General features: G+C 61.4%; 16 protein-coding genes. 6 read left to right on the top strand and 10 right to left on the bottom strand.

The window, feature by feature from the left end:
• Positions 1–86 precede the first annotated feature (86 nt).
• Positions 87–5,669, top strand: coding sequence for a dermonecrotic toxin domain-containing protein (locus F8N66_RS07745; protein ID WP_150769626.1), 5,583 nt, complete (start codon positions 87–89; stop codon positions 5,667–5,669).
• A 113-nt stretch (positions 5,670–5,782) separates the two neighbouring features.
• On the opposite strand, the gene metE is transcribed toward F8N66_RS07745, so the two are convergent.
• Positions 5,783–8,095 carry a 5-methyltetrahydropteroyltriglutamate--homocysteine S-methyltransferase gene (metE, locus tag F8N66_RS07740; RefSeq protein WP_150769625.1) on the bottom strand — a complete coding sequence of 771 codons (2,313 nt, stop codon included), beginning with the start codon at positions 8,093–8,095 and terminating at the stop codon, positions 5,783–5,785.
• Between the two features lie 109 nt (positions 8,096–8,204).
• Between metE and metR the strand changes: the two genes are divergently transcribed.
• Positions 8,205–9,122, top strand: a complete 918-nt coding sequence (gene metR / locus F8N66_RS07735; protein ID WP_150769624.1) for a transcriptional regulator MetR — start codon at positions 8,205–8,207, stop codon at positions 9,120–9,122.
• Between the two features lie 137 nt (positions 9,123–9,259).
• Here metR and F8N66_RS07730 read toward each other — a convergent pair whose 3' ends face one another.
• The 5 genes from F8N66_RS07730 to F8N66_RS07710 form a co-directional block, all read right to left on the bottom strand.
• Positions 9,260–9,757, bottom strand: coding sequence for a GNAT family N-acetyltransferase (locus F8N66_RS07730; protein WP_150769623.1), 498 nt, complete (start codon positions 9,755–9,757; stop codon positions 9,260–9,262).
• A gap of 2 nt (positions 9,758–9,759) precedes the next feature.
• Positions 9,760–10,398: a LysE family translocator gene (locus tag F8N66_RS07725; protein WP_150769622.1), complete on the bottom strand. Its 639-nt coding sequence runs from the start codon at positions 10,396–10,398 to the stop codon at positions 9,760–9,762.
• Positions 10,399–10,419: 21 nt separating this feature from the next.
• On the bottom strand, positions 10,420–10,845 hold the full coding sequence (locus tag F8N66_RS07720; protein WP_150769621.1) for an NUDIX hydrolase: 426 nt from the start codon (positions 10,843–10,845) through the stop codon (positions 10,420–10,422).
• Positions 10,846–10,992: 147 nt separating this feature from the next.
• Positions 10,993–12,318 (bottom strand): APC family permease, encoded by a 1,326-nt coding sequence (locus tag F8N66_RS07715; protein WP_150769620.1) that lies wholly within the window; start codon positions 12,316–12,318, stop codon positions 10,993–10,995.
• Between the two features lie 215 nt (positions 12,319–12,533).
• Positions 12,534–13,355: a carbon-nitrogen hydrolase family protein gene (locus tag F8N66_RS07710; RefSeq protein ID WP_150769619.1), complete on the bottom strand. Its 822-nt coding sequence runs from the start codon at positions 13,353–13,355 to the stop codon at positions 12,534–12,536.
• A 119-nt stretch (positions 13,356–13,474) separates the two neighbouring features.
• On the opposite strand from F8N66_RS07710, the gene F8N66_RS07705 reads away from it, so the two are divergent.
• Complete coding sequence (locus F8N66_RS07705) at positions 13,475–14,275, top strand: helix-turn-helix transcriptional regulator (RefSeq protein ID WP_150769618.1); 801 nt, start codon at positions 13,475–13,477, stop codon at positions 14,273–14,275.
• Positions 14,276–14,384: 109 nt separating this feature from the next.
• On the top strand, positions 14,385–16,004 hold the full coding sequence (locus tag F8N66_RS07700) for an FMN-binding glutamate synthase family protein (RefSeq protein WP_150769617.1): 1,620 nt from the start codon (positions 14,385–14,387) through the stop codon (positions 16,002–16,004).
• Positions 16,005–16,028: 24 nt separating this feature from the next.
• Here the strand turns inward: F8N66_RS07700 and F8N66_RS07695 are convergent, their stop codons facing one another.
• The 3 genes from F8N66_RS07695 to F8N66_RS07685 are packed head-to-tail and all read right to left on the bottom strand — an operon-like array spanning position 16,029 to position 18,851.
• Positions 16,029–17,537, bottom strand: a complete 1,509-nt coding sequence (locus F8N66_RS07695) for a glucosyltransferase domain-containing protein (RefSeq protein ID WP_150769616.1) — start codon at positions 17,535–17,537, stop codon at positions 16,029–16,031.
• Between the two features lies 1 nt (position 17,538).
• Complete coding sequence (locus tag F8N66_RS07690; RefSeq protein ID WP_150769615.1) at positions 17,539–18,480, bottom strand: glycosyltransferase family 2 protein; 942 nt, start codon at positions 18,478–18,480, stop codon at positions 17,539–17,541.
• The gene (locus F8N66_RS07685; protein WP_150769614.1) at positions 18,477–18,851 is read right to left on the bottom strand and encodes a GtrA family protein; all 375 of its coding nucleotides are present in this window, start codon (positions 18,849–18,851) and stop codon (positions 18,477–18,479) included. The genes F8N66_RS07690 and F8N66_RS07685 overlap by 4 nt, the downstream gene beginning before the upstream one ends.
• A gap of 244 nt (positions 18,852–19,095) precedes the next feature.
• Between F8N66_RS07685 and F8N66_RS07680 the strand changes: the two genes are divergently transcribed.
• Positions 19,096–20,220, top strand: coding sequence for an OpgC family protein (locus F8N66_RS07680; RefSeq protein WP_150769613.1), 1,125 nt, complete (start codon positions 19,096–19,098; stop codon positions 20,218–20,220).
• Positions 20,221–20,296: 76 nt separating this feature from the next.
• On the opposite strand, the gene F8N66_RS07675 is transcribed toward F8N66_RS07680, so the two are convergent.
• The gene (locus F8N66_RS07675; protein ID WP_150769612.1) at positions 20,297–21,718 is read right to left on the bottom strand and encodes an amino acid permease; all 1,422 of its coding nucleotides are present in this window, start codon (positions 21,716–21,718) and stop codon (positions 20,297–20,299) included.
• A 523-nt stretch (positions 21,719–22,241) separates the two neighbouring features.
• On the opposite strand from F8N66_RS07675, the gene F8N66_RS07670 reads away from it, so the two are divergent.
• A complete protein-coding gene (locus F8N66_RS07670; protein ID WP_150769611.1) occupies positions 22,242–25,367 on the top strand; it encodes a transglycosylase domain-containing protein in 3,126 nt (1,041 codons plus the stop codon).
• Positions 25,368–25,543 lie beyond the last annotated feature (176 nt).

The raw sequence follows: 25,543 nt of genomic DNA, 5'->3' as shown, positions 1-25,543 counted from the left end.
ATGTAGTGCCAATGCCCCGCTGAACCTCCCTTAAATGGCGCGCTCAAGGAGTGGACTCTCCGCTCCCCTTACCGAGCCATGACGCCATGACCGATAAGCTGTTATTCGACCTCCCCCTCCCCGCCGACACCGACATCCTCACTCCCCCGCCCCTGCCGAAAAACCACGACGATAGCTTGATGCTCAGCGCCACGGCCCGTTGGCGCGAAAGCAGCGAGGGCTTGCGCGAACTGTTTGCCGGCGTACCGGCCACCCGCGATACGCTTGAGCGCTTGTTGAAACAACGGCTGAATCTGGAGGGTCCGGCAGTGGGCCTGCAGTTTTCCGCCACGAATGAGCAGGGTGAACGGTTCATCCTGCTGACCAATGCCCTGGGCTTTGTCTTCCAGCACCCTGAGCTGGAGAGCACGTTGGACCAGCGCTGTCGGGTCGTAGGGTTGGCCTCGACCCATCCTCTTTTCACCCTCACACCGTTGCAACTGCTCGCGCAACTCAAGGCGCTGAGGGTGGAGCAATCGATCACCGAACGCTGGAATGCCTACTGGGACGCTCGCGCTCCCGGCACGCCGGTGTCTCGCCGTGAGCGGGCCAAACAGCTGTACCTCGACCATCTGGAAGCGACGGCTCAACGGGCCTTCGCTCAACGCACGCTGACCGCCAGACAAGTGCAACCGCTGCGGTTGCTGATGGACGCGCCCACGACAGGTGCACGCCTGGATAACCAAACGGTGAACTGCGAACAACTGGAGTTGGTCCTCAGCAACAACGTTCGAGTGAAACTTCCCGAAGCCTGGGTCATCAGCGTCGGCGACAGCGCATCGGCTGAACAGCTGTTGTACTTGCCGAGCCGGTCGGTGGCACTCAAAGCCTTCGCCCAGCGCAGTGACATGGAGACGTGGCTGGCGCAACAAGCCCTCGTTCCCGCCGGCCTGCCCGCCAGTGGCATGGTGTTCCAGTACACCCCCCGTGCTCTGCCCTTGTCGTCGGGCATGACCGACCTGCTGGCTCACCAGCAAATGGCCCAGCTGCAAACCTTGCGTAACGGGTCAGCCGCAAAACCCGGGTTGGCCGCACAGGGTGCCTGGGCCCTGGACGCTTCGGACAGATTTGACCGCCAGCGCAGCCAAAGCCCGGTGTTTTCCGCACCGCCAGGTATCGACCCGGCGCCAATCGACACGGTTACCGATGACAATGAGGAACAGTCCCTGTTCGGCAGCCTGTATGCCGATACTCCCTGGGCCTTGCGCCAGGCTGCCACCCACGTGCAGCGCGATGCACTGGAAGCGCTGCGGCAGGCAGGCGGCGATCACGTCGATCTGAAACCGCTCAAGGACCTGCAAAACAAACTGGAAGCCGCCGAACAGGCCGCTGACAAGGCCGCAACCGCCATGCTCTATCGGGAGCGATCGCTTGACCTCATTACCCTCAACCGGGAATTCACCGCGCTGCACAACGCTCACAAAGACGGGCTAAACGCCGAAGCAGGGCTGCAACTGGCGCTCAAGCAACTGAGCGATGAAGAATCCAGCCTGCTCAAGGCGCTGCTCGACACGCCCGACGACCCGGGCGCCGACAGGGTGGCGGCCAGCCTGACCCTGTCGTTGACCGAAGCGGACGGTGAGCAATCCAAAGTCGACACCGAGGAACTCAAGGGTCTCTTTCTGATGACCCATGCCGACACGCTGCTTGATCGTCATTCCCCTCACAGCGTACTGCTTTATTGGCCAGGTACCGGCGGTGGCCTGCAACGGTTCGCCAACCGACGCGAGCTTGAACGTCAGTTATTCAAGATCGGCGACAGCGACAACAACCTGGCCCTGCTGCTGAAAAAAATCAGTGGCGACGCGCTGCAATACGCGCTGAACCAGATCAACAGTGATTTCGAAATCCAGGCCAACGGCATACGCCAGCGCAACGCCGCGACAGACCAGCAGGCTCGGTTGGCCGAGCAACTTGAAGCGTTGCGCAAACGAACGCTTGCCTACCTCCAGGTACCGGTGCATGCCGCGCGAAGCCTGGCTTTTGCCCATGAGCTGGAGCAAGACCGCAGCGCCACTCTGGCCACCCGTCTTCCGGACATGCTCGCCAAACTGTCAGCCCCCGAACGCAGCGCACTCAAAGATCTGATCCAGGCGTACATCGCAGCCATGTACCGCAGCCACGCGTTGATGACGGTCAACCTGGAACCGCGCCATGACTTCACCCGTCGCCACCTGCAAGCCCGGTTGCGCCAGGACTTCAACATCAAGGGCGAATTCGATGTGCAACTGCAACTGCCCGACAGCGTTACCTGGGAAAAGCGATTCACCGAAACACCCACCGGAAAGAGGGAAACCTCAGTCATGGTGGCCGGTGCCACGTACAGCAAAATGTCGCTTGAGGACCTGGCCCAGCTCAACATCGACAATGTCCATTCGGTGCAGCAGGACGCCTTTTCACAGCGACTGGTCTTCATGCGGCTGGAGGTCACGGCGACGATTGCGCAGGAGCGCATCACGCTGCTCAACGGCATCAACCTAACCTACCTGCGCAAGGCCCTCCCGGAACTGGACCTGCCCAAGGCCTACGAACAGCAGATCCACCGCGCCTTCCTGGGCTCGGTGGAGGATTCAACGTTTGTCATTGAACACCGTCGCGAATGCCTGATCGAACCCTGGCGCCTGACACTTAAATTGCAGGGTGAGTTTGCGCGCCTGCAACAGCAGGTCAGCCACGACGATCTGCAGATCCTGAACCTCGCCATCGATGCCAACACCCCCGAGGCCTGGGGTACCGGCGGCAAGCGCGTTGTGTTACTGCCGGCCCTCCTCAGCATGGGCGGCAAGGACACGCCGAACGAAGGCGGTGTCACCCTCTCCGGCGTGACCTTCATCCAGGAACAGATCACCGGCGTGACCCTGCTTTACACGCCGGACGGCCCTGACGACCGTTCCCTGCGTCGCTACGCCAGCCTGGAAGACGCGCGCAAGGCGCTGTTCAATCTGTGCGCGCAAGATTCGATGATTGAGTACGTGGCCGGTCGCGCCTTGCAGGGCAACGTCAGGGCCCATGTCAGCCGAATGAATCAGGCACAGCAAAACCGGTTCGACGCCGCGATCGGTGTCGGGATAGCCTGGCCCGCCACCACGTCGCTGGCCGCCCATTTGCTCAATGCACACATGGGCCGCCTGATCGAAGCCCATCGCGGCACGTCCCGCTCCAACGATGCGTTGTACCTGGAACGGTATGCCCTGGAAGGTCCTCGGGCCTTCGCCTACATCAAAATCGCCATTGGCCTGCTGCCCTTTATCGGAACGACGGTTGCCCTCTACGACGCCTGGACCGCTGCCAACCAGGCGGTGGCAGCGTTTTTGCGCGGTGAAGTCGGTGACGGCGTGGACGCCCTGGGTTCGGTGCTGTTGTCGTTGATCGATGCGGCGATGGACCTGCTGCCAGGGGAAGCCATTGCCTCCGCACTGGGTTCGGGGGCTCGCACCTTGACCCGCACCCGCCAGCTGCGCGCCCTGTCAGCCAGCGCGGCTGCGTTGCAGGCGCCGTCCATGCGCCAGGCCCGGCACGTGGTTGCGCGCTTCGCCGGCTACGAATACGAAAAACCCCTGTCGCTGGCCGGGCTGCAACCGGCCACTCAGGGGACTTACCGCCATGTGTACCGCCATGCCGACGGTGATTTCATCGTCCGACAGGGCCGCGTGTTCCAGGTCGAATGGAGCACTGACTCGCGCAACTGGCGCTTGACCGGCAACAGCCGCAAAACCTACAAGCAGCCCATTGCCCTGGACGAAGCCGGCCGGTGGGACACCTGGTATGGCGTCTATGGAACCACGTTCGAAGGCGGCGGGCTGGGCGGCGGGCAAGTGCTCGGGCACCTGGCCGATACGCTGGATCCCCTGTGGCCCGCCGCCATTCGCGAACGGCTGCCACGCTGGTGGGTTGATCGGGCTCATCGGCGGCATCAAGCGCTGACCGACGCCATCGATAATTTTGGCGGTCAACTCGATCAACAGATAACACGTACAGATGCCGCTCTGAAGGCCTATAACCTGGCGGCTGTGAACCAGCGAGCAGGCCTGAGGCAGGTAACCGATTCCGCCTGCATCGGCGATATCGAGATGGCCAAGCGGCACCTGCAAACCGCGTCTGAACTGCTGCCACTGACCCACGGCAACAAGAGGAATGAACTCAAAAAAATTCAAAGCAATGGCGCCTTGATCGTAGCCGACAGGTGCAAACAACGGGTATTCATCGCCAATCACCGGATCCGGACTTTCTTGGACCGTATCGACGCATTGACGGACAGTCTCGATGAAATACTTCAATCCCCCCTCGCCGAACGGCTACGTGTACTGGACGACGTGCGCAAACTGCGCCTGGAAATGCTCAAGGAGTTCGACTCGATCGAGTCCCTTATGCAGGACCTTAACCTCTGGTATCACCGCATCAGCGAACGGGCACAAAGGACCCAATTGACCGACGAAGTCGCCATGTTGAACAAGCGCCTGAGCGAGGCAAACATTCTCAATTTGAGAACGGGCAACTTGATAGAAACGGTGTCACGCTATGACACCATCGACGATTTGTCCTGGTTCATGCTTCAAAACCAGGCGCAAGCCAAAAGAGTCCAGCTCGACCGGGCGCTGTTCAAGCAATTCAATCTGCCAGAAACGACCGCGACCAGGGCCGAGCGCAACCGGATACTTCAGGACTGCATCGAGCAATACGATCAATTTCGTCGTGCAATGAATGCCTGGACAATCAGTTATCCGCAGCATTTCCATCTGGAGAACGTGCCCCCGTTGCTGGACAGCCTCGAAAAAATGACCCAGCGTGCACGCAAGGCACTCGACATCCCGCCACCGCCTGCGCCGGCGGGCACTGCCAGCAAAAAAGTGTTTACCACCGAAAACGACGAACTGCTGATCGGGGTGGAACATTGGGAGCCGGCGACTCAACAGCGGCAATACACGCTGACCGGTCGGGATGGCTACACGGAAATCTGGGAGCCCACCGCGAACAACAGGTTTCGATTGCGCAACCCCAAACCACAGCCCGTCACGACCGCTCGAAGGGACGTTGCGGCATTAGTGACCGAAGCCCGTCAGAAGCTGGCGATGCAAGACACCTATATAACCAGGGTTGAGTCCTACGCCAAGCAAGGCATGCTCCCTGTCGACCTGGAAGACATGATGGTCAAGGAAGCCAATGAGCTCACCGATCGCGCTCGTGGCATCGAAGCCCTTTCACCGCAAAACGCCGTGATTGCGCAGTTGCGCGAGAAGGCCAGCGAGCTGATCGCCACCGGGCGCGCCTTGCGAACCCGTCAATCGCTGCGCAGCAAAAAGCCCACCGACGGCATGCTGGACGACCTTGTTACCCAAGAGGTCGTCGAGGTGCGTAAAACCAACCCGATCAAACACCTCGGCAAACGCCCGGATGGCCGGATCGACTATATGCAGGAGTACGAAGTCTGGGACCTGACGGCCAATCCGCCCAAGGTGCTGTGGTACGCCCACTTCCACTATTCCAAGGCAGCCCCGCGTTTCAACGAATTCGAAAAAGCCCATCTGAAATTGCCGGAACACCGCTTCCTGACCCACGCGGACAACGCCGACCTGCCGTATGCCGATATCGGTAAAAGGTCGACTGCATTGCCGCATTTCGAACATCTCTGAGACCACTCGATCCATGTGGGAGCGGGCTTGCTCGCGAAGAGCGGGTGTCAGTCGACATCAATGTCGTCTGATACACCGCTTTCGCGAGCAAGCCCGCTCCCACCGGTTGTGTATCAAGCCAACTGGCTGCGCAGCTGGCGGGCCGCGGCCACCATGTTGATCAAGGCGGCTTCGGTCTCCGGCCACGCCCGGGTCTTCAACCCGCAATCGGGGTTGACCCACAGGCGTTCTGCCGGGATGTGCTGCACGGCCTTGCTCATCAGCTTGACCATCTCGGCGGTGTCCGGCACCCGTGGCGAGTGAATGTCGTAGACGCCCGGACCGATGTCGTTCGGGTAATCGAACGCCTTGAAGGCTTCCAGCAACTCCATGTCCGAGCGCGAGGTTTCGATGGTGATCACGTCGGCATCCATCGCCGCGATGGCCTCGATCACGTCATTGAATTCGCTGTAGCACATGTGGGTGTGGATCTGGGTTTCGTCACGCACACCACTGGCACTCAGGCGGAACGCCTCCACCGCCCAATCCAGGTATTCCTGCCATTGCGCCCGACGCAGCGGCAGGCCTTCGCGGAACGCGGCTTCGTCGATCTGCACGATCTTGATACCCGCCGCTTCCAGGTCCACCACTTCGTCACGCAGGGCCAGGGCCAATTGCTGCGCCTGGACTTTGCGCGACACGTCTTCACGGGGGAACGACCACATCAGCATGGTCACGGGACCGGTGAGCATGCCTTTCATGACCTTGTCGGTCTGGCGCTGGGCGTAGCTGATCCAGTCGACCGTCATGGCGTTCGGACGGCTCAGGTCGCCGTAGATGATCGCCGGTTTCACACAGCGCGAACCGTAGCTCTGGACCCAGCCGAAACGGGTGAAGGCATACCCCTCCAGCTGCTCGGCGAAGTATTCGACCATGTCGTTGCGTTCGGCCTCGCCGTGGACCAGCACGTCCAGCCCCAGGCGTTCCTGGACCTGCACGGCGTGGCGAATTTCGTGGTGCATGGCGTCGGTGTAGTCGTTGGCCGACAGCTTGCCTTGCTTGAACGCCTGCCGCGCCAGGCGGATCGAGCCGGTCTGCGGGAACGAACCAATGGTGGTGGTCGGGAACGCCGGCAGTTTCAAGCGTGCGCGCTGTTGCCCGATGCGTTGGGCGAACGGCGATTGGCGCTGGCTGTCGGCGGCACCGATGGCCTTGATCCGCGCCTGTACCTCAGCCTTGTGAATACGCGTCGACTCGGCACGACTGGCCTGGATCGCACGGCTTTGCGCCAGAGCTGTCTGTACTTTCGGCGCTTGCGGGTCGTTCAGGGCATCGCGCAGCACGGCGATTTCGCCGCATTTTTGCACGGCAAACGCCAGCCAGCTTTTCAGTTCGGGATCGAGCTTGTCTTCGCGTTCCAGGTCCACCGGGCTGTGCAGCAGCGAGCAGGAACTGCTGACCCACAGGTTGTCGCCGAAACGCTCCTGGGCCAATTGCAGTTGGGCCAGGACCGGCTCCAGCTCGCAGCGCCAGACGTTGCGACCGTTGACCAGGCCTACCGAGAGAATCTTGTAGGTGGGCAGGCGATCGAGCACGTGCAGCAGCTGATCCGGCGCACGCACCGCGTCGATGTGCAAACCTTGCACCGGCAGGCCCACGGCCAGGCCGAGGTTGTCTTGCAGGCCGCTGAAGTAGGTCGCCACCAGCTTTTTCAGCGGCGAATATTGAAGGATGTGGTAAGCGCGCTCGAAGGCGTTTTTCCATGCCTGCGGCAGGTCGAGGGTCAGGATCGGCTCATCGATCTGCACCCACTCCACGCCCTGGGCCGCGAGGCGACCGAGGATTTCACCGTAGATCGGCAGCAGGCGCTCCAGCAGGTCGAGTTTGTCGAAGTCGTTGCCTTTTGCCTTGCCCAGCCACAGGTAAGTCAGTGGGCCGATGATGACGGGTTTGATGGTGTGGCCGAAGGCCTTGGCTTCTTCGACTTCATCGAACAGCTGTTCCCAGCTCAGTTTGAACTGCTGATCTGCGGTGAATTCCGGGACCAGGTAGTGGTAGTTGGTGTCGAACCACTTGGTCAGTTCCTGGGCGTATTGCGCTGTGCCGTGGTCGCCGCCGCAGCAGCTCGCCGTGGCGCCACGGGCCATGGCGAACAAGGTGTCGAGGGTCGGCAAGCCGCGCGCGTCCTTGGTGCTGTCGAAACGCTCGGGGATCACGCCAAAGGTCAGGGAGTGGGTCAGCACCTGGTCATACCAGGCGAAGTCGCCCACCGGCAGCAGGTCGATGCCGGCGTCTTTCTGCAATTGCCAATGGGTGGCGCGCAATTGGCGGCCAACGCCGTGCAGCGCGGTCTGGTCGAGGTCGCCCTTCCAGTAGGCTTCGAGGGCTTTTTTCAGTTCGCGGTCGGCGCCGATGCGCGGGAAGCCCAGGGTGTGTGCCACGGCCATGTCGAATTGCTCCTGTGTAAAAGATGGCGCTATTGTCGACAGCGAACACAACATGAGACAAACTCAACCTTTTCGTGTTGATCACAAGTTTTCCTCATGGAGCCGCCCGGTGCTTGAAATCCGTCACCTGAAGACCCTGCACGCCTTGCGCGAAGCCGATAGCCTGGTGGATGCGGCTGACCGCCTGCACCTGACCCAATCGGCGCTGTCCCACCAGTTCAAGGAGCTGGAGGAACGGATGGGCATGCCGCTGTTCGTGCGCAAGACCAAGCCGGTGCGCTTCACCAGCGCCGGTTTGCGTCTGCTGCAACTGGCCGACGCCACCCTGCCGCTGCTGCGCGCCGCCGAGCGTGACATCAGTCGCCTGGCCGGCGGCACCGCCGGGCGCTTGCACATGGCCATCGAATGCCACAGTTGCTTCCAGTGGCTGATGCCGACCATCGACCAGTTCCGCGATGCCTGGCCGGAAGTCGAACTGGACCTGGCCTCGGGCTTCTCCTTCGCCCCGCTGCCGGCCCTGGCCCGTGGCGACCTGGACCTGGTGGTGACCTCCGACCCGGTGGATCTGGTCGGCATCACCTATGTGCCGCTGTTTACCTATGAGGCGATGCTCGCGGTGGCCAATCAGCATCGGTTGGCGGGCAAGGCGTACATCGTGCCTGAAGACCTGATCACGGAAACCTTGATCACCTACCCGGTGGAACGCGACCGGCTGGACATCTTCACCCGTTTCCTGGAGCCGGCCGATGTCGAGCCGGCGCAGGTGCGCACCTCGGAACTGACGGTGATGATGATGCAACTGGTGGCCAGCGGACGCGGCGTATGCGGCATGCCCCATTGGGCCCTGCATGAATACAGCTCACGGGGCTATGTGAAGGCCAAGCGGCTGGGTGAAAAAGGGTTGTTTGCGACGCTGTACGCAGCGATTCGGGCGGACATGCTGGATGCGCCCTATATGCGCGACTTTTTGCTGACGGCGAAGGACACGTCGTTTTCGACACTGGACGGGGTCAGCGCCGTCCGATAACAACACACCTCCCCTGTGGGAGCGGCGGTGCGACGATTCGACTTGCTCGCGAATACGGTCGCACATTCAACATCAATGTTGGCTGACACACCGCATTCGCGAGCAAGCCCGCTCCCACATGGGGATTTCGGTGATCATTAGATCTCGCGCCACATGTGGATCTTGTCGAAATATTCCTCACCCACCCGCACCGCCATCGGTTCCAGGCCGAACTGGATAAAGCCGCAGCGCCGGTACAGGTTGAACGCCGCCTCATTGCCGGCGGTGACGGTCAACTTGATCAACCGCACCCCCTGATGATGACGAGCCTCGGCCAGAACCGCCTGCACCAGTTGCTGCCCGAGCCCGCGCTGGCGGACGTTGGCGGACACGTACATGCCAAACAGCGTCGCCTTGTGCCGGGCCTTTTCCCTGGGCTCGAAGGCCAGCCCGGCAATGCCCGCCAACCGCCCCTCCTCGAAGGCGCCGAGCACCACGTCGAGCTTGCCGGTCAGGCGCGTTTCCCACCAACTCAAAGGCATTGACGCCCGCTCGCGCACGCTGGACGTGAACGCCTGCGGATGCCGGTCGTAGGCTTCGAGCATCAGCGCCCGGTAGTCCAGGGCATGGCTGGCGTCCAGCCGCTGAATCCACATGATCAGGCCATCCGGCGTTGTTCAAGCATCAGCCGCAGCGCCAGCGCCGACAGCACGAAGCCCATGAAATAACGCTGCATCGCCAGCCACGTCGGGTTGTGGACGAACCACGAGGCGATGCCCGCGGCAAACAGCGCGATCAGCAGGTTGACGCAAAAGCTGACGCTGATCTGGGTCAGGCCCAGCACGATGCTTTGGGTGAATACCGATCCGTGCTCGGGGGTGATGAACTGCGGAAACACCGACAGGTAGAACACCGCGATCTTGGGGTTCAGGGCACTGGTGAGAAAGCCCATGGTGATCAATTTGCGCGACGAGTCCGGCGGCAGCTGCTGGGCCTCGAACGGCGAGCGCGCGCCGGGCCTGACGGCTTGCCAGGCCAGCCACAACAGGTACAGCGCACCGGCCCACTTCAGCACTTCATAGGCCATCGGCACGGCCAGGAACACCGCGGTCAATCCGGCAGCAGCGGCGAACACATGCACGAAGAACCCGGCGACCACGCCCAACAGCGACGTCACGCCGGCCTTGCGACCCTGGCAGATCGAACGGGAGATCAGATAAATCATGTTCGGCCCCGGCGTCAGTACCAGCAGCAGCGCGGTGGCGGCAAAAATCAGCAAATCCTGGAGCGGGATCATGGCGGGTCCTTGCGTGGATGATCAGGCGGTAGCCGTGAGCGAAGTTCGATAAAACGGCAGGATCAGGTCCCGTGTCAATGGCGCCAGGACGAGGTCGCCATCCGTGGCCGGGTCGATCCAGATCACCTCTTCGATCTCGGCGGCCGGGGTGACATCCACATCGATACTCAGCAGAAAAATCTCAGCCTTTACGACAAAACCCGGCTCATTGGCAGCGGGCGCCGAGAACTGGCCAAGGAAGGTGGCATGTGCCGGATCGATGACCAGCCCCAGCTCTTCTTCCAGCTCACGGGCCAAGGCATGGGCCGGTTGCTCATGGGCTTCAATCTTGCCCCCCGGTTGCATGAACGCCTCGGTGCCGCGCTTGCGCACCAGCAGCGTTCGGCCGTCAGGGCCGATCAGCAGGGCGGCGGCGATGTGGATAAGTGCAGGGATGGGCGTCGACATGAACAAAAGGCCTTTGACTCAAAAGCGGCAAGGATCACATGTCATCGAAAACGACGCAAAACTGAAGGAGCTGCCGCAGGCTGCGATCTTTTGATGTTGAAGATCAAGATCAAAAGATCGCAGCCTGCGGCAGCTCCTACGGGGGCGTTATGTGGCTTCCTGGAAATCCATTTCCGGTGGCTGGCGACGGAAACCACCCGTCAACACCGCCAGGTACACCACGCCAATCGCCAGCCAGCTCAGGCCGAGGTAGATCGCCAGGTGATCGAGGCTGACCATCAGCCACAGGTCCGCCGCCAGGCCGATGAACGGGAAGATCAGGAACAGCACCAGTTCGCGCAGGCCTTTCTTCTCGCCGCCGATCCAGTAATGAAAGATCACCGACAGGTTGACCAGGCTGAACGCCAGGAACGCGCCGAAGTTGATGAATGAGGTCGAGGTGGTGACGTCGAGTTTCAGCGCCAGCAAGGCCACGACCGCGCACAGCAGGATGCTGTTGATCGGCGTGCCGAAGCGTTCGTGCAAGGTGCCGAAAAACGATTTCGGCAGCACGCCGTCGCGACCCATGGCGTACAGCAAACGCGAACCGCTGGCTTGCGCCGACAGGCCCGAGGCGAACTGGCCGACGATCAGGCCAATCAGGAAGATCGACACGAACAGGTCGCCGCCGATGTTGCGGGCAATTTCATAGGCCGCCGAATCGACGCTGTCGAACTGGAACGACGGATGGGCGATCTGCACGAAGTACGACACACCGACGAAAATCAGGCCGCCGATCAGGGTGATCAGCATGATCGCCCGTGGAATGGTGCGGCGTGGGTCGCGGGTTTCTTCAGTCAGGGTGCTGACCGCGTCGAAGCCGAGGAACGAGTAACAGGCGATGGCCGCGCCACTCATGATCAAGGGCATCTGCATGTCGCCATTGAAGAACGGCTTGATCGACCACAACGGCGTGCTGGCATCGCCGCCGACGTAGTGCACGCACAGCGCGACGAAAGCGATCAGCACCAGGAACTGCACCAGCATCAGCAGGGCGTTGATGCCGTTGGCCAGCTTCAGGCCAACGATGTTGATGGCGCTGGTGATGCCAATGAAGGCCAGCACCCAGATCCACTGCGGCACGGCCGGGAACGCGGAGTTGAGGTAGGCCGCGCCGATCAGCCAGATCGCCATGGGCAGGAACAGGTAATCGAGCAGCACCGCCCAGCCGGCGATGAAGCCGAGCTTCGGGCTGATGGCCTTGCGCACATAGCTGTAGGCGGAACCGGCGACCGGAAAGGCCGAAGCCATGCGCCCGTAGCTCATGGCGGTGAAGAACATCGCCACCAGCGCCGCCAGGTAAGCGGCCGGCACCATGCCAGCGGTGGATTGAGCGAGGATGCCAAAGGTGCCGAGCACAATGATCGGCGTCATGTAGGCGATGCCGAACAGCACCACCGACCCTAATGACAGGGTGCGTTGCAAACGAGCCATGAGCGACTACTCCGGATGTTATTGGATTTATGGCAGAGCCGAGTTCGGCGCAGGGTTTTCGGGTGTTGCTTTGTTGTTCTTGGGTGAAAGGTCAGGCAGGTGTGTTGTCTGAAAGGGCCTCTTCGCGAGCAAGCCCGCTCCCACAGGTGGTACGCGATCAATGTGGGAGCGGGCTTGCTCGCGAAAGCGTCAGCCCGGTCACCGCAGTATCCGGATCAGCGCGCAGGAATCAGCAGCTCCCGCAGTCCGCCATCATGCTCAACCAACTCCCCCGGCAACTTCAGCCGCTGATCGTCCAGGTACCGATAATCCTGGCGCGCCGCCGTCAACCGGCTCAGGTCCAGCTCCACTGCAAACTGCCCCTCCTCGCGCCCCGCCTCGAACAGCAGCGTGCCCAGCGGGTCGACCAGCGCACTGCCGCCGGCGAACAGCAGCCCGCCGTCGCCCGCTTCCACCCGGTTGACCATCAGCGCGAACGCCTGGTTTTCCTGGGCGCGGGCCATGATCGCGGTGCGGTGGGTCGGGCCATAAGGGTCCATGTTGCCATTGGTCACCAGCAGCAGCTCGGCACCCAGTTGCGCCAGGGCGCGGGCGGATTCGGGGAATTCGATGTCGTAGCAGATCAGCAAGCCCACGCGCACGCCGTTCCACAGGCAAGTGGCGTAACGGTCGCCCGCTTCATAGACGCCGCGATCCGACGCCCACAGGTGGGTCTTGCGGTACTTCAGCGCGATGCCTTCAGGGGTGATCAGCAGCGTGGTGTTGTAGAAACGACCGTTGTCGTTTTCTGCGGTCCCAATGACCACAGCGATATTGCGTTCACGGGCGGCGGCGACAATCGCGCTGACGGTGGGGCCGTCCAGCGGTTCGGCGACCTCGGCCACGGACTCGGCCGAAGGGAAACCCATCAAGTGGCTTTCCGGAAACAGGATCAGCTGCGTATCGGCAGCACAGGCATTGATCGCGGCCAGGGCGCGTTCGAGGTTGTAAGCCGTGTCGTTGTCACGGCCCGCCAGTTGGGCGAGTTCGACTTTCATGGGTGGTCCTTGTTCTAAACGCCGGAAAGATTGCCCGGTCGTTGTCTGTGCGCCAGTATGCGCAGCAAGCAAGCGGCCGGGAAATCACGCCGCTGGGGTAACACGATAGGGGTAGATGCATGACACTCTCGTTGGACGACATCGCCTGGCACCGTTCGGTGGGGCAACTGATCGACGCCCTGGACAAGCCCAACTTCTGGACGCAACTCGTGCGTCTGCTGGACCAATACGTGCCCTGCGACAGCTGGGTGGCGCTGCTGTTCAGCGCCGACCAGCACCCGCAAGTGTTCGCCGAATGCCCAGGCGAGGACGGCAGCCCCGACCAGTTGTTCCAGGATTACCTGCGCGGCTTGTACCTGCTCGACCCCTTCTACATCGCCTGCCGCGAGCAGTCGCGCACCGGTTTGTACCGTTTGTCCGAGGTCGCGCCGGAGCATTTCGAACTCACCGAGTACTATCAACGATACTTTCGTGTAAATGTCGTGGCCGACGAAATCCAGTTTAATTGTCAGCTCGAAGGCGACCGCACGCTGTGCCTGTCACTGGGCAGCAAGCAGCGCTTCAGCGCGCAGCAGATTGCCTTGCTGTCGCTGATCGCGCCGTGGGTGCTGGGCCTGTTGCGCCAGCGCCTGCCCTACGAGATCAATGAAGTGGTGGCCCTGGCACCCGCGCCGGTCCCGGGCGATTGGCGGGTACAGCTGGAAGCCTCGGTGCAGCAACTCAAGGGCGCGCAATTGACCGCCCGGGAACTGGATGTCGGGCGCTTGATGCTCAGTGGCTGCTCCAGCAAGGAAATCGCCCGCAAACTGGAAATCTCCATCGAAACCGTGAAAGTCCATAAGAAACACATGTACAGCAAGCTGGGGATCAAGTCCCAGTCCGAGCTGTTTTCGATTTTTCTCCAGGCACAAAATGCCTGAAAAGATCGCAGCCTTCGGCAGCTCCTACAAAAGCGGGCCATGCACCAACCTGTAGGAGCTGCCGAAGGCTGCGATCTTTACAATTTGAGTCCGAACCCAAGGAAACCGTATGAGCCTGTCACTCCTGAGCCGCTACGCCTTCTTTGCCGTCTGCGTGATATTCACCCTCGCCAGCCTGCCCTTCCTCGAACACGACTGGCTCTGGCCGATCACCGCCGTCACCTTTGTCCTCAGCCTGATCGGCATTGGCGACCTGCTGCAAAGCCCCCACGCGGTGCGTCGCAACTACCCGATCCTGGGCAATATCCGCTACCTGGTCGAAGGCATTCGCCCGGAAATCCGCCAGTACCTGCTCGAATCCGACAGCGATGCCCTGCCCTTTTCCAGGGCCCAACGCTCGCTGGTCTACTCCCGGGCCAAGAATGAAAGCGCCGACAAACCGTTCGGCACCTTGATCGACGTGTATCAGTCGGGCTTCGAATTCATCGGCCACTCCATGCGCCCGGCGCCCTTGAGCGACCCGAGCAGTTTCCGCGTCACGGTCGGTGGCCCGCAGTGCACCCAGCCGTACTCCGCGTCGGTGTTCAACATCTCCGCCATGAGCTTCGGCTCCCTCAGCGCCAACGCCATCCGCGCGCTGAACCAGGGCGCCAAACTCGGCAACTTCGCCCACGACACCGGCGAGGGCAGCATCAGCCCTTATCACCGCGAGCACGGTGGCGACCTGACCTGGGAGCTGGGCAGCGGCTATTTCGGCTGCCGCACCGCCGACGGTCGCTTCGACCCGGAACGCTTCGCCGCCCAGGCGCAAACCCCGCAAGTGCGGATGATCGAAATCAAGATGAGCCAGGGCGCCAAACCCGGCCATGGCGGAATCCTGCCCAAGCACAAGGTCACCCGGGAAATCGCCGACACCCGCGGCATCCTGATGGGCGAAGACTGCATCTCGCCGTCGCGCCACAGTGCGTTTTCCACGCCGATCGAATTGATGCATTTCATCCAGCAGCTGCGTGAGTTGTCCGGTGGCAAACCGGTCGGGTTCAAGTTCTGCCTCGGTCATCCGTGGGAGTTCATGGGCATCGCCAAGGCCATGCTGGAAACCGGCATCCTCCCGGACTTCATCGTGATCGACGGCAAGGAAGGCGGCACCGGCGCCGCCCCCGTGGAGTTCACCGACCACATAGGCGTGCCGATGCGCGAAGGCTTGCTGTTCGTGCACAACACCCTGGTGGGCCTGAACCTGCGGGACAAAATCAAGCTCGGCGCCAGCGGCAAGATCGTCAGCGCATTCGACATCGCCAGTGTCCTGGCCATCGGCGCCGACTGGGCCAACTCGGCGCGCGGCTTCATGTTTGCCATCGGGTGCATCCAGTCGCAAAGCTGCCACACCAACAAATGCCCGACCGGCGTGGCCACCCAGGACACCCTGCGCCAGCGCGCGCTGGTGGTGCCGGACAAGGCCCAGCGCGTGTACAACTTCCACCGCAACACCCTCAAGGGCCTGGCCGAAATGCTCGCCGCCGCCGGCCTTGAACATCCGTCGCAGTTGTCGGCCAAGCACCTGGTGCGCCGTAAGTCGGCGACCGAGATCAAGCTGTTCTCGCAGCTGCACGTGTTCCTCAAGCCGGGGGAATTGCTGACCGGTGAAGTCAATGGCGAGTTTTATTCGCGGATGTGGCAGATGGCGCGGGCGGACAGTTTCGAGCCCAACGAAATCGCCGCGGCCTGACGCTGACGCCGTCGATCAATCGCTTCACCAACGAAGCGATTTGATCGGGGCCGGTTCTTTCATGACGATAAAACCGTAATCGCCGATCAGGTAGATCCGGTAATACGGGCTCTCCACCAATGGTGCGTAATGCTGATAGCCCACCCGCGTCGCATTGCGCCGTTCCTTCTCCGCGACCACGTTAGTGATGCCCACCTTGGGCAGGTTTTCCGCGAGCATGAAAAAATCGATGTTCAGCAAATAGTGCAACACCGGCATCTGCTTGAACGAGCCGGCGGCCCCGCGCAACCAGTGGTCGGAATAGGTCACCGACATGTAGATGCGCTTGGCCTCGCGCAGGGCCCGGTGGCTGCTGATGTCACGTTCAAGGCTGTACAGCGCGCTGGTGGCGAAGGTTTTCTGCACGATCAGCACCCGACCGTAAGCGAACGACAGCGAGAGCATCGCCAACAGTGGCACCAGCAGCAACAACGGCAATCGCTCGTGCACAGAAGCCAGCGCCAGGTGGCTCAAATAGAACATCAGCACCAGCAATACGGCGAAGCCCATCAGGGTCCGGGCGCCTTCGTTGAAGTCGCGAAAGAGCAGCGTCACGCCCGACACCAACAACCACACCGCCGGCACTGTCAGCACACACAGCAGGCCCATCAACAGCCGCTTCGGCCGGCTTTCCCGGCGATCCGCAATGCCCAGGCCCAGGTAGACCGCCCCGGCCAACGCGCACAGCAGCAACCCGGCGAACACCCAGGTCAATCCGCCATGAAACAGCAGGACGACTTTGTCCAGCACCCGGCCGATATTGGTCTGGATCTGTAGCAAGGGTTGCGCCGACAGGTTCAAAAACGCGGCGCGCCCCGGGCCCATGAACGGATAGGCCGTGGCACCGTAAATCAACACGCCCAGCACGACCTGGGCGATTTTCCAGCCCATCAACGCTGCCCATTGCGGCCAGGGCAGCTGGTCATTGGCCGACCTGAGCAACTCCAGGCAACACAGCCCCAGGAACACATTGATGCTCACCTGATACAGCCCCAGTGCCAGGGCAATCAGAAACGCCGGCACCAGCCATTGCACACTGCGCGAAGGATGACGAAAGGTGATGGCGTAGATCACCGCCACCAGGCTCAGGGCCATGGGCGCGCCGTCGTATTGATAGGACAGGTTTTGCAGGAAGAACGGGTTGTACCAGAGCGGCAACAGCACCAGGCAGCTGGCAATGGTCGGCTGGCGGAAGTAATGGAAGGTCAGGCTCGTCAGCGCCCAGGACATGGCCAGCGCGGCGATCAACAACGGCAACGGAAAAATGTTCGGCGCCGCGCCACTGAAGGTCAATGCGTTGTAGAACAGCTCGGCGAACAATCGCCCCTGCTCCGCCCAGGCCATGCCGGCCGACAGCGAGCGCCAGTTGTCATCGATGTAGGGAAAGTCCGCGATAATCAGCGGCAACACATACACAACAATCGCCAGCAGGAAAAACAGCCAGACCTGGCGGCGCCCCAACTCCTTGACGAACAAATCGCTGAGCCGGCCCATGCTAGGCCCCGCGCTGCGGTTTACCGCCGACGATGTCCTTGACCACGTAGCGCGGCCGGTGCTTGGCTTCGATATAGATCCGGCCGATGTACTCGCCGAGGATGCCGATCCCGATCAGTTGCACGCCGCCGAGAAACAGAATGGCGGTCATCAACGAGGGATAACCGGGCACGCTGTTACCGTTGAACACCTTGTCCAGCACCATGTACACCGCATACAGCACAGCGAAAATCGAAATTCCGCCGCCGACATACGTCCACAACCGCAACGGCACGGTGCTGAACGAGGTCACGCCTTCCAGCGCCAGGTTCCACAGTTTCCAGCCGTTGAATTTACTGCGGCCCGCCACCCGCGGGGCCCGCTCGTACTCGACGACCACCGTGTTGAACCCGGCCCAGGACAACACGCCTTTCATGAACAACTGGTGCTCGGGCAACGCGCGAATCACATCGACCACCTTGCGATCCATCAGGCGGAAATCCCCGACGTTCTCTTCGATCCGGGTGTAGGCAATGCGATTCAACAGATGGTAGAACAGCGACGCGCTGTGACGCTTCAGATAGCTGTCGGAATGCCGGTCACGACGCTTCGCCAGCACCACATCCGCGCCCTGCCGCCATTGTTCGATCAGCACCGGGATCACGCTGATGGGGTCTTGCAGGTCGACGTCCATCGGGATCACCGCATCGCCGGTGGCATATTCCAGGCCGGCGAACAGCGCCGGTTCCTTGCCGAAGTTGCGGGAGAAATTGATCAGCATGACCTGATCGTCCGCCTGCGCCAGGGCGGTGGCCCGTTCGGCGGTGAGGTCGGTGCTGCCGTCGTTGATAAACACGATCTCGACGTCGATCACACCAAGCTGCAACTCGCGTCGAACCGCCCGATAAAACACGTCGATCGTCTGTTCTTCATTGAACACGGGGACGATCAGCGAAATCTTCATGCATCACGCTCGCGAAACACCACGTACTTGGAAAACAGGAACCCCAGGACCAGGCTCAAGGCCGAAAACAGCGCCACGGTCAGCAAGCCATGCAGCCGCCACAGGTCACCGGCGTGGCCGACGCCATAGCTCAACGCCCCCATCGCCGCCATGAACAGCAGATAGCCGCCGACCGACAGCTTGCGATCAAAGGTGTAGAGGGCGTTCATGTAGAAGGAAAACGAGGCAGCGACGCAGAAGGCCGCCAGGTTGCTGGGCGCCTGGCGAAGACCCGCGGCCACGCTCAGCAGAAAAAAGATCTGCCAGTGGATAAGGGTATTGGCGACCCCGATCACCGTGTAGCTGGACAACCCTTTCCACAACCGTCGCATGCTGACGACTCCCGGGATAGAACTCGGTCCCCTTCCTTAAGTATTTGAGCTTGTCTACTGTCAGAAATCGCAGGTCGAGGGAGCTTTCAGACCAGCGGTTAAACGCCGCATCAACATTCCGTAATACCCCGACTTTGCAATTACCGGCAAATCGGGCCACCCTGCGCGCCGCCGATGTGCGGCGCGCAACCTTTTGCGCCGTCGACCACTCCTTTGTTCAACACCCGTTTACGAGCCTGACGTCATGACGCTAGCGCGCGATCACCGGATCGACTTCTTTCGCGGTCTGGCACTGATCTTCATTTTCTGGGATCACGTGCCCCACAACCCCTTGGGCCAAATCACCCTGCGTAACTTCGGCTTCAGCGATGCCGCCGAAGTGTTCGTGTTCCTGGCCGGCTATGCGGCGGTATTGGCCTACGGCAAAGTGCTGGCACGCGAAGGCTTCCTGATCGCCTGCGTGAAAATCCTGCGCCGCGCCTGGGTGCTCTACGTCGTGCACATCTTCCTGCTGGCGATGCTGATGGGCATCGTGTTCTTCGCCAACAGCCACGTGGAAACCCGCGACCTGGTCGAAGAAATGGGCATGCATCACTTCATCAGCGACCCTCAGCAGGCCTTGATCGATGAACTGCTGCTGCGCTTCAAGCCGAACCTGATGGACCCGTTGCCGCTGTACATCGTGTTGCTGGCGGGCCTGCCGCTGGTGCTGCCGATCCTGGTGCGCAAGCCCTGGGTGGTGGTGGCCATGTCCCTGGCGGTGTACCTGACGGTGCCGCTGTTTGGCTGGAACCTGGCCGCCATCAAGGATGGCGTGTGGTACTTCAACCCCGTCGCCTGGCAATTGCTGTTCGTCCTGGGGGGTGCCGCCGCGATTCATGCCCAGCGCCCGCGCCTGCCTGACTCCCGGCCCTTGCTGCGCCAGCCGCTGTTCCTCACCGCAGCGGTGTATACCGTGCTGGCCGGGGTGCTGACGCTCGCGTGGCGCTGGCCACACATTCACGACGCCTTGATGCCGGCGAGCCTGAGTAACCTGCTGTACCCGATCAGCAAGACCAACCTGTCGCCTGTGCGCCTGCTGCACTTCCTGGCATTGGCCTACGTCACGGCGAAACTGCTTCCCGATACTGGCTGGACACAGAACTGGCTGGCGCAGCAAAGCTGCCGCATGGGGCGTTTTTCGCTGGAGATCTTCTGCCTCGGCGTGCTGCTGGCGCCATTGGCCGACATGCTCAACGCCCTGACCGACGATGCCTTCGCCATGCAGATCTTTACCGCACTGGTCGGCGCCGGGTTGATGGCGTTGCTGGGGGCGTGGCTGGAATTCAACAAGCGGTTGAATCGATTACCGCAAACTGCACCGGCCTGAGATGAAAAACCACCGACCAATGGACCGCATGATGTAGGAGCGAGCTTGCTCGCCCCTACACGGTCAGCATTACAACCTAGGAAGCCGACCGCACCGCGCCTTGCGACACAGGCCTCGGTTGCAGCTTGAACACGTAGAACAACACCGTCAGCAGCACCAGGAACGCCGGGCCCACGTACAGCGCCACGCGGGTGTCCGGAAAGTACGCCATCAGGCCGACCACCAGCACCAGAAACGCCAGCGCCAGGTACGAGCTGACCGGGTACAGCCACATGCGGTATTTCAGGCCCGCCCGCTCGCTGGCGCTCAGGCCCTGGCGGAACTTGAGCTGGGCCAGCAGGATCATCACCCAGGTCCAGATCGCGCCGAAGGTGGCAATCGCCGTCACCCAGACAAAGACTTTCTCCGGCACCAGGTAATTGAGCAACACGCCCAGCAACAAGGCGCCGATCGACAGCAACAGGGCGCGACGTGGCACGCCGTTGCTGGAGGTCTTGGCGAAACCCGCCGGGGCCTGGCCGTTCTGCGCCAGGCTGTAGAGCATGCGCCCGGTGCTGAAGATGCCGCCGTTACACGACGACAGCGCCGCGGTGATCACCACGAAGTTGATGATGCCGGCGGCAGTCTTGATACCCAGCCGCTCGAAGGTCATCACGAACGGACTGCCCTGGGTGCCGATTTCGTTCCACGGGTAGATCGACAGGATCACGAACAACGCGCCGACATAGAACAGCAGGATCCGCCAGAACACCGAGCCGATCGCATTCGGGATGGTCTTTTGCGGGTTCTTCGCTTCACCGGCGGTCAGGCCGATCATCTCGACACCGAGGTAGGCGAACATGACCATTTGCAGGGACATCAACACCCCTTGCACGCCGTTGGGCATGAAGCCGCCGTGGGTCCACAGATTGGAAAGGCCCAGCGCCACGCCGTCGTTGCCGAAACCGAAGGCAATGATGCCGATGCCCCCGAACACCATCGCAATGATGGTGACGATCTTGATCAGGGCGAACCAGAACTCGAATTCACCGAAGGCCTTGACCGCAATCAGGTTGATCGAGCCCATGCTCACCAACGCCGCCAGCGCCCAGATCCAGCGCGGCACATCGGGGAACCAGATGCCCATGTACACCGCCACGGCGGTGATTTCCGCGACACAGGTCACCAGCCACAGGAACCAGTAGTTCCAGCCGGTCAGGAAGCCGGCCAAGGGGCCGAGATAGTCTTGGGCGTAGCGGCTGAACGAACCGGCGACCGGGTTGTGCACGGCCATTTCGCCGAGGGCGCGCATGATCACCAGGATCGCCAGGCCGCCGATGATGTAGGACAGCATGATGGCCGGGCCGGCCATTTCGATGGCCTTGGCCGAACCGAGAAACAGACCGACGCCGATACAGGCACCGAGTGCCATCAAGCGAATATGCCGTTCGCCCAGTTCACGTTTGAGCGGGCCGCCCTGAGCGGTCTCGCCTTGGGGCAGGTGATTGCCTACAGGCATAGGGGTACAACCTCGTCTTGTTATTGGATATGACCACCGAGTGGCGAAGCGTTGACCGATAAGCCATGGCTTGCCGTCACCGGGCCTGCTTCGTGGGCAGGACCGTCCTGCAGCACAACATCTGCAAGATCAGCGGGGCGTGCAGTATAAAAAGTCAGCGACAGAGATTTTCACTCTATACAGCACAAAAATCAGGGGTAAATCTCGGTAAATTCTGTATTTACGGAGAAGGATTATCTGGGTTTTGCCCGTTTTTTCGCCTTTTGAAACAGCGCCGAGTATTGCACGGTATTGGTGCAGCGTCATGGGCCCGCCGGGGGTTATTGTTGGCTGCGATTGCTCTAACCCGGTCGTTTCGGATTAACTTTCTGATTTACCCCCTGCGATCCCTCGTCGGCGCAATGCGTGCGCCTGCACGTGACGGGGGCATCGCTTTTGGATCCTCACAATTTTTTCACCAACGCCAACCACCGACTAAGCTTCAGACAAGTCCGATCAATCTGCGTGAATGGATCAGTCGACTATGGGCGCTTTATGGCAAACCGATTCGAGTAAAACCGTGGTCCCGACTGAACGAGTGGATGAAGAAGCGCCTTTACCGAAAAAACCTCGCCGCAGCCGGCATGGCTGGAAGGCGTTCTGGTTGCTGCTGCTGATTATTGCGATCGTCGTCGGCCTGGCGGCGTCCAAGGAGATGCGCACCTCGCGGTTTCAAGCCCGGGAAGTCAGCAAGTTCGCCAAGACCTTGAGTTATGAGCTCAAGTCCGGGCCCAGCGATGCGATTCATTATCCGGGGGCCGGCCCGTTCGATCTGCGCCTGGGCTACAGCTCCCTGGGTGAATTCCTCCCTCGGTTGCTCAAGCGCGACTACGTGATTTCCGCCCAGACGCGCTTTTCCCCGGCGCTGATGAACTACAGCGACAAAGGGCTGTTCGTGCCCTATTCGGAGAAGATCCAGGCCGGGCTGTCGATCACCGATTGCAAGGCGGCACCGCTGTACCAGTTCAACTATCCGCAGCAGCTCTATTCCAGTTTCGAGGCGATCCCGCCGGTGGTGGTCAGCAGTCTGCTGTTCATCGAAAACCGCTTTTTGCTCGATCCTCGCCAGCCCCTGGCCAACCCCGCGGTGGACTGGCCACGGTTCGGCATGGCCGCGTACACCCAGGTGGCCAAGCTGCTGCACCTGCCCGGTCAATCCGCGGGCGGCAGTACCCTGGCGACGCAACTGGAGAAGTACCGGCACTCCCCCGATGGCTTGACGGTCTCGGGCGGGGAGAAGATCCGGCAGATGATTTCCGCCAGCGTGCGGGCTTATCAGGATGGTCCCGAAACACTCAAGGCGCGGCAGAATGTAGTGCGTGATTACCTCAACAGCGTGCCTTTGTCGGCCGTACCGGGCCACGGTGAAGTGCATGGCATGGCCGAGGGTTTGCGCGTGTGGTACGGCGCCGATTTCAACCAGGCCAACGAACGCCTGGCCAGCAGCGCGACGGACCCCAAGAGCCTGGCGGAAAAAGGCCTGGCCCTGCGCGAAATGCTGTCGCTGATGATTGCCCAGCGCCGCCCTTCGCACTACCTGACCAAGGGCCGCGATGAACTGGCCGACCTCACCGACAGCCACATCCGCCTGCTGGCCCAGAACGGCGTCATCGATAAGCCTTTCGCCGATGCGGCATTGGCCAGCAAGGTCACCTATCGCGACTGGCTGACCCAACCGACCATTCAACCGATCGAAACCAACAAAGGCATCAGTGTGGCGCGCAGCCGCCTGGCCGGCTTGCTCAATCGTCCGCTGTACGACCTCGACCGCCTCGACCTCTCGGCCACCAGCACCTTGCAGGGCGATCTGCAAACCCAGGCCACGGCCTACTTGAAAAAACTCGCCGATCCGGAATATGCAAAAGAAATCGGCCTGATGGGCGAACGCCTGCTGACCCCGACCAGCACCACCCAGGTGCGCTACAGCTTCACCCTGTTCGAACTGACCCCGGACGGTTCGCGGGTGCGGGTACAGACCGACAGCACCGACCAGCCGTTCGATATCAACGAAGGCAGCAAACTGGAACTGGGCTCCACCGCGAAAATGCGCGTGCTCACCACTTACCTGCAAATCATTGCCGAACTGCACGACAAATACGCGGGGATGGACGTTCCCGAGCTGAAGAAAGTCGAGGTGCCGGAACAGGATCGCCTGAGTCGCTGGGTCGTCGATTACCTGATCCAGAACAAGGACCGCAGCCTGCCACCCCTGCTCAGTGCCGCGCTGGACCGCAAATATTCGGCCAGCCCCGGCGAAGCGTTTTTCACCGGCGGCGGCCTGCACACGTTCCACAACTTCCGCAAGGAAGACAACGGCCGCCTGCCGACCCTGCGCGATGCGATCCGGGAGTCGATCAACCTGCCGTTCATTCGCCTGATGCGCGACCTGGTGCGCTACACCACCTATTCCGGCCCGAACAACAGCGCCGCATTGATGGGCGACGACCGTGATCCGCGGCGCCAGGAATACCTGGCCTCGTTCGCCGACCGCGAGGGCACCTCGTTCCTGCTCAAGTTCTGGAAAAAATACCGCAACAAGAGCACTCAGGAACGGCTCGAAACCTTCCTCGACGGTATGCGGCCGACACCGATCCGCATGGCCGCCGTACACCGTTACCTGCTGCCCCGAGCCAGCCAGGAAAGCTTCAACGCGTTCGTTCGCTCGCACCTCACCGGCGCCAATCTCAGCGAAAAACTCACCGAGAAGCTCACCGACGATCGCCTGCAACGCCTTTACGAGGCCTATGGCCCCGGCGCCTACGACCTGCCGGACCAGGGCTTCATCGCCAAGGTCCACCCCCTTGACCTGTGGATGATGGGGTACCTGCTGAACCACCCCGACGCCACGTTCAAGGACATCGTCAAAGCCAGCCAGTTCGAGCGCCAGGAAGTCTACAGCTGGCTGTTCAAGAGCCGGCACAAGGGCGCGCGCGACAGCCGTATCCGCACCATGCTGGAGATCGAGGCGTTCCTCGACATTCACCAGCGCTGGCAGAAAGTCGGCTACCCGTTCGACCATCTGGTGCCGTCGCTGGCCACCGCCATCGGCAGTTCCGGCGACCGCCCCGCCGCCCTCGCCGAACTGATCGGCACCATTCTCAACGACGGCGTGCGCATGCCGACACTGCGCATCGACAGCCTGCACTTCGCGGCCAATACGCCGTACGAAACCAAACTGATCAATGACCCGGACGTGGGCAAACGGGTCATGCCGTCCGAGGTCGCCACGGCGATGCGCGAAGCGCTTTCACAGGTGGTGGATGCCGGTACCGCGAAACGGGTGGCCGGGACCTTCAAGCTGACCGATGGCACCGCACTGGCCATGGGCGGCAAGACCGGCACCGGCGATAACCGCATTGAAGCGATCGGTTCCGGTGGACGGATTTTGAGTTCCAAGTCGATCAACCGCACCGCCACCTTCGTGTTCTACATCGGCGATACCCACTTCGGCACCCTCACCGCCTTCGTGCCGGGCCGCAGCGCCGAGAGCTTCACTTTCACTTCCGCCTTGCCGGTGCAAGTGCTCAAGGGTATGGCGCCGATCCTTAATCCCTACCTGCAACCGGGCACCCATACACAATGCCTGCCCGTGGAGGTGGTCCGACGTTGAGGGCGCTTCCCGGTCGGGCGGCGCCATAGCGTTATTCAAATAATAATGGGTCATATTTATGTATGACTTCTATTCAAAATCAAAAACAACCCACCCTTTAAATCCTCTATTACTCACAAGAAATACTGACTTTTAATTAAAGTTCGGCGAGATAGGCTACTCACCCCTCTCAACTT

It is taken from the genome of Pseudomonas fluorescens, from assembly GCF_902498195.1.
GTDB classification, from domain to species: Bacteria; Pseudomonadota; Gammaproteobacteria; order Pseudomonadales; family Pseudomonadaceae; genus Aquipseudomonas; species Aquipseudomonas fluorescens_BU.
This window is presented reverse-complemented; position numbering and strand designations above follow the sequence as displayed.

Bases quoted from the DNA above. Each gene is read 5' to 3' on its own strand.
- F8N66_RS07745 (WP_150769626.1), top strand. From the start codon at position 87: ATGACCGATAAGCTGTTATTCGACCTCCCCCTCCCCGCCGACACCGAC.
- metE (WP_150769625.1), bottom strand. From the start codon at position 8,095: ATGGCCGTGGCACACACCCTGGGCTTCCCGCGCATCGGCGCCGACCGC.
- F8N66_RS07730 (WP_150769623.1), bottom strand. From the start codon at position 9,757: ATGTGGATTCAGCGGCTGGACGCCAGCCATGCCCTGGACTACCGGGCG.
- F8N66_RS07725 (WP_150769622.1), bottom strand. From the start codon at position 10,398: ATGATCCCGCTCCAGGATTTGCTGATTTTTGCCGCCACCGCGCTGCTG.
- F8N66_RS07720 (WP_150769621.1), bottom strand. From the start codon at position 10,845: ATGTCGACGCCCATCCCTGCACTTATCCACATCGCCGCCGCCCTGCTG.
- F8N66_RS07715 (WP_150769620.1), bottom strand. From the start codon at position 12,318: ATGGCTCGTTTGCAACGCACCCTGTCATTAGGGTCGGTGGTGCTGTTC.
- F8N66_RS07710 (WP_150769619.1), bottom strand. From the start codon at position 13,355: ATGAAAGTCGAACTCGCCCAACTGGCGGGCCGTGACAACGACACGGCT.
- F8N66_RS07705 (WP_150769618.1), top strand. From the start codon at position 13,475: ATGACACTCTCGTTGGACGACATCGCCTGGCACCGTTCGGTGGGGCAA.
- F8N66_RS07700 (WP_150769617.1), top strand. From the start codon at position 14,385: ATGAGCCTGTCACTCCTGAGCCGCTACGCCTTCTTTGCCGTCTGCGTG.
- F8N66_RS07695 (WP_150769616.1), bottom strand. From the start codon at position 17,537: ATGGGCCGGCTCAGCGATTTGTTCGTCAAGGAGTTGGGGCGCCGCCAG.
- F8N66_RS07690 (WP_150769615.1), bottom strand. From the start codon at position 18,480: ATGAAGATTTCGCTGATCGTCCCCGTGTTCAATGAAGAACAGACGATC.
- F8N66_RS07685 (WP_150769614.1), bottom strand. From the start codon at position 18,851: ATGCGACGGTTGTGGAAAGGGTTGTCCAGCTACACGGTGATCGGGGTC.
- F8N66_RS07680 (WP_150769613.1), top strand. From the start codon at position 19,096: ATGACGCTAGCGCGCGATCACCGGATCGACTTCTTTCGCGGTCTGGCA.
- F8N66_RS07675 (WP_150769612.1), bottom strand. From the start codon at position 21,718: ATGCCTGTAGGCAATCACCTGCCCCAAGGCGAGACCGCTCAGGGCGGC.
- F8N66_RS07670 (WP_150769611.1), top strand. From the start codon at position 22,242: ATGGGCGCTTTATGGCAAACCGATTCGAGTAAAACCGTGGTCCCGACT.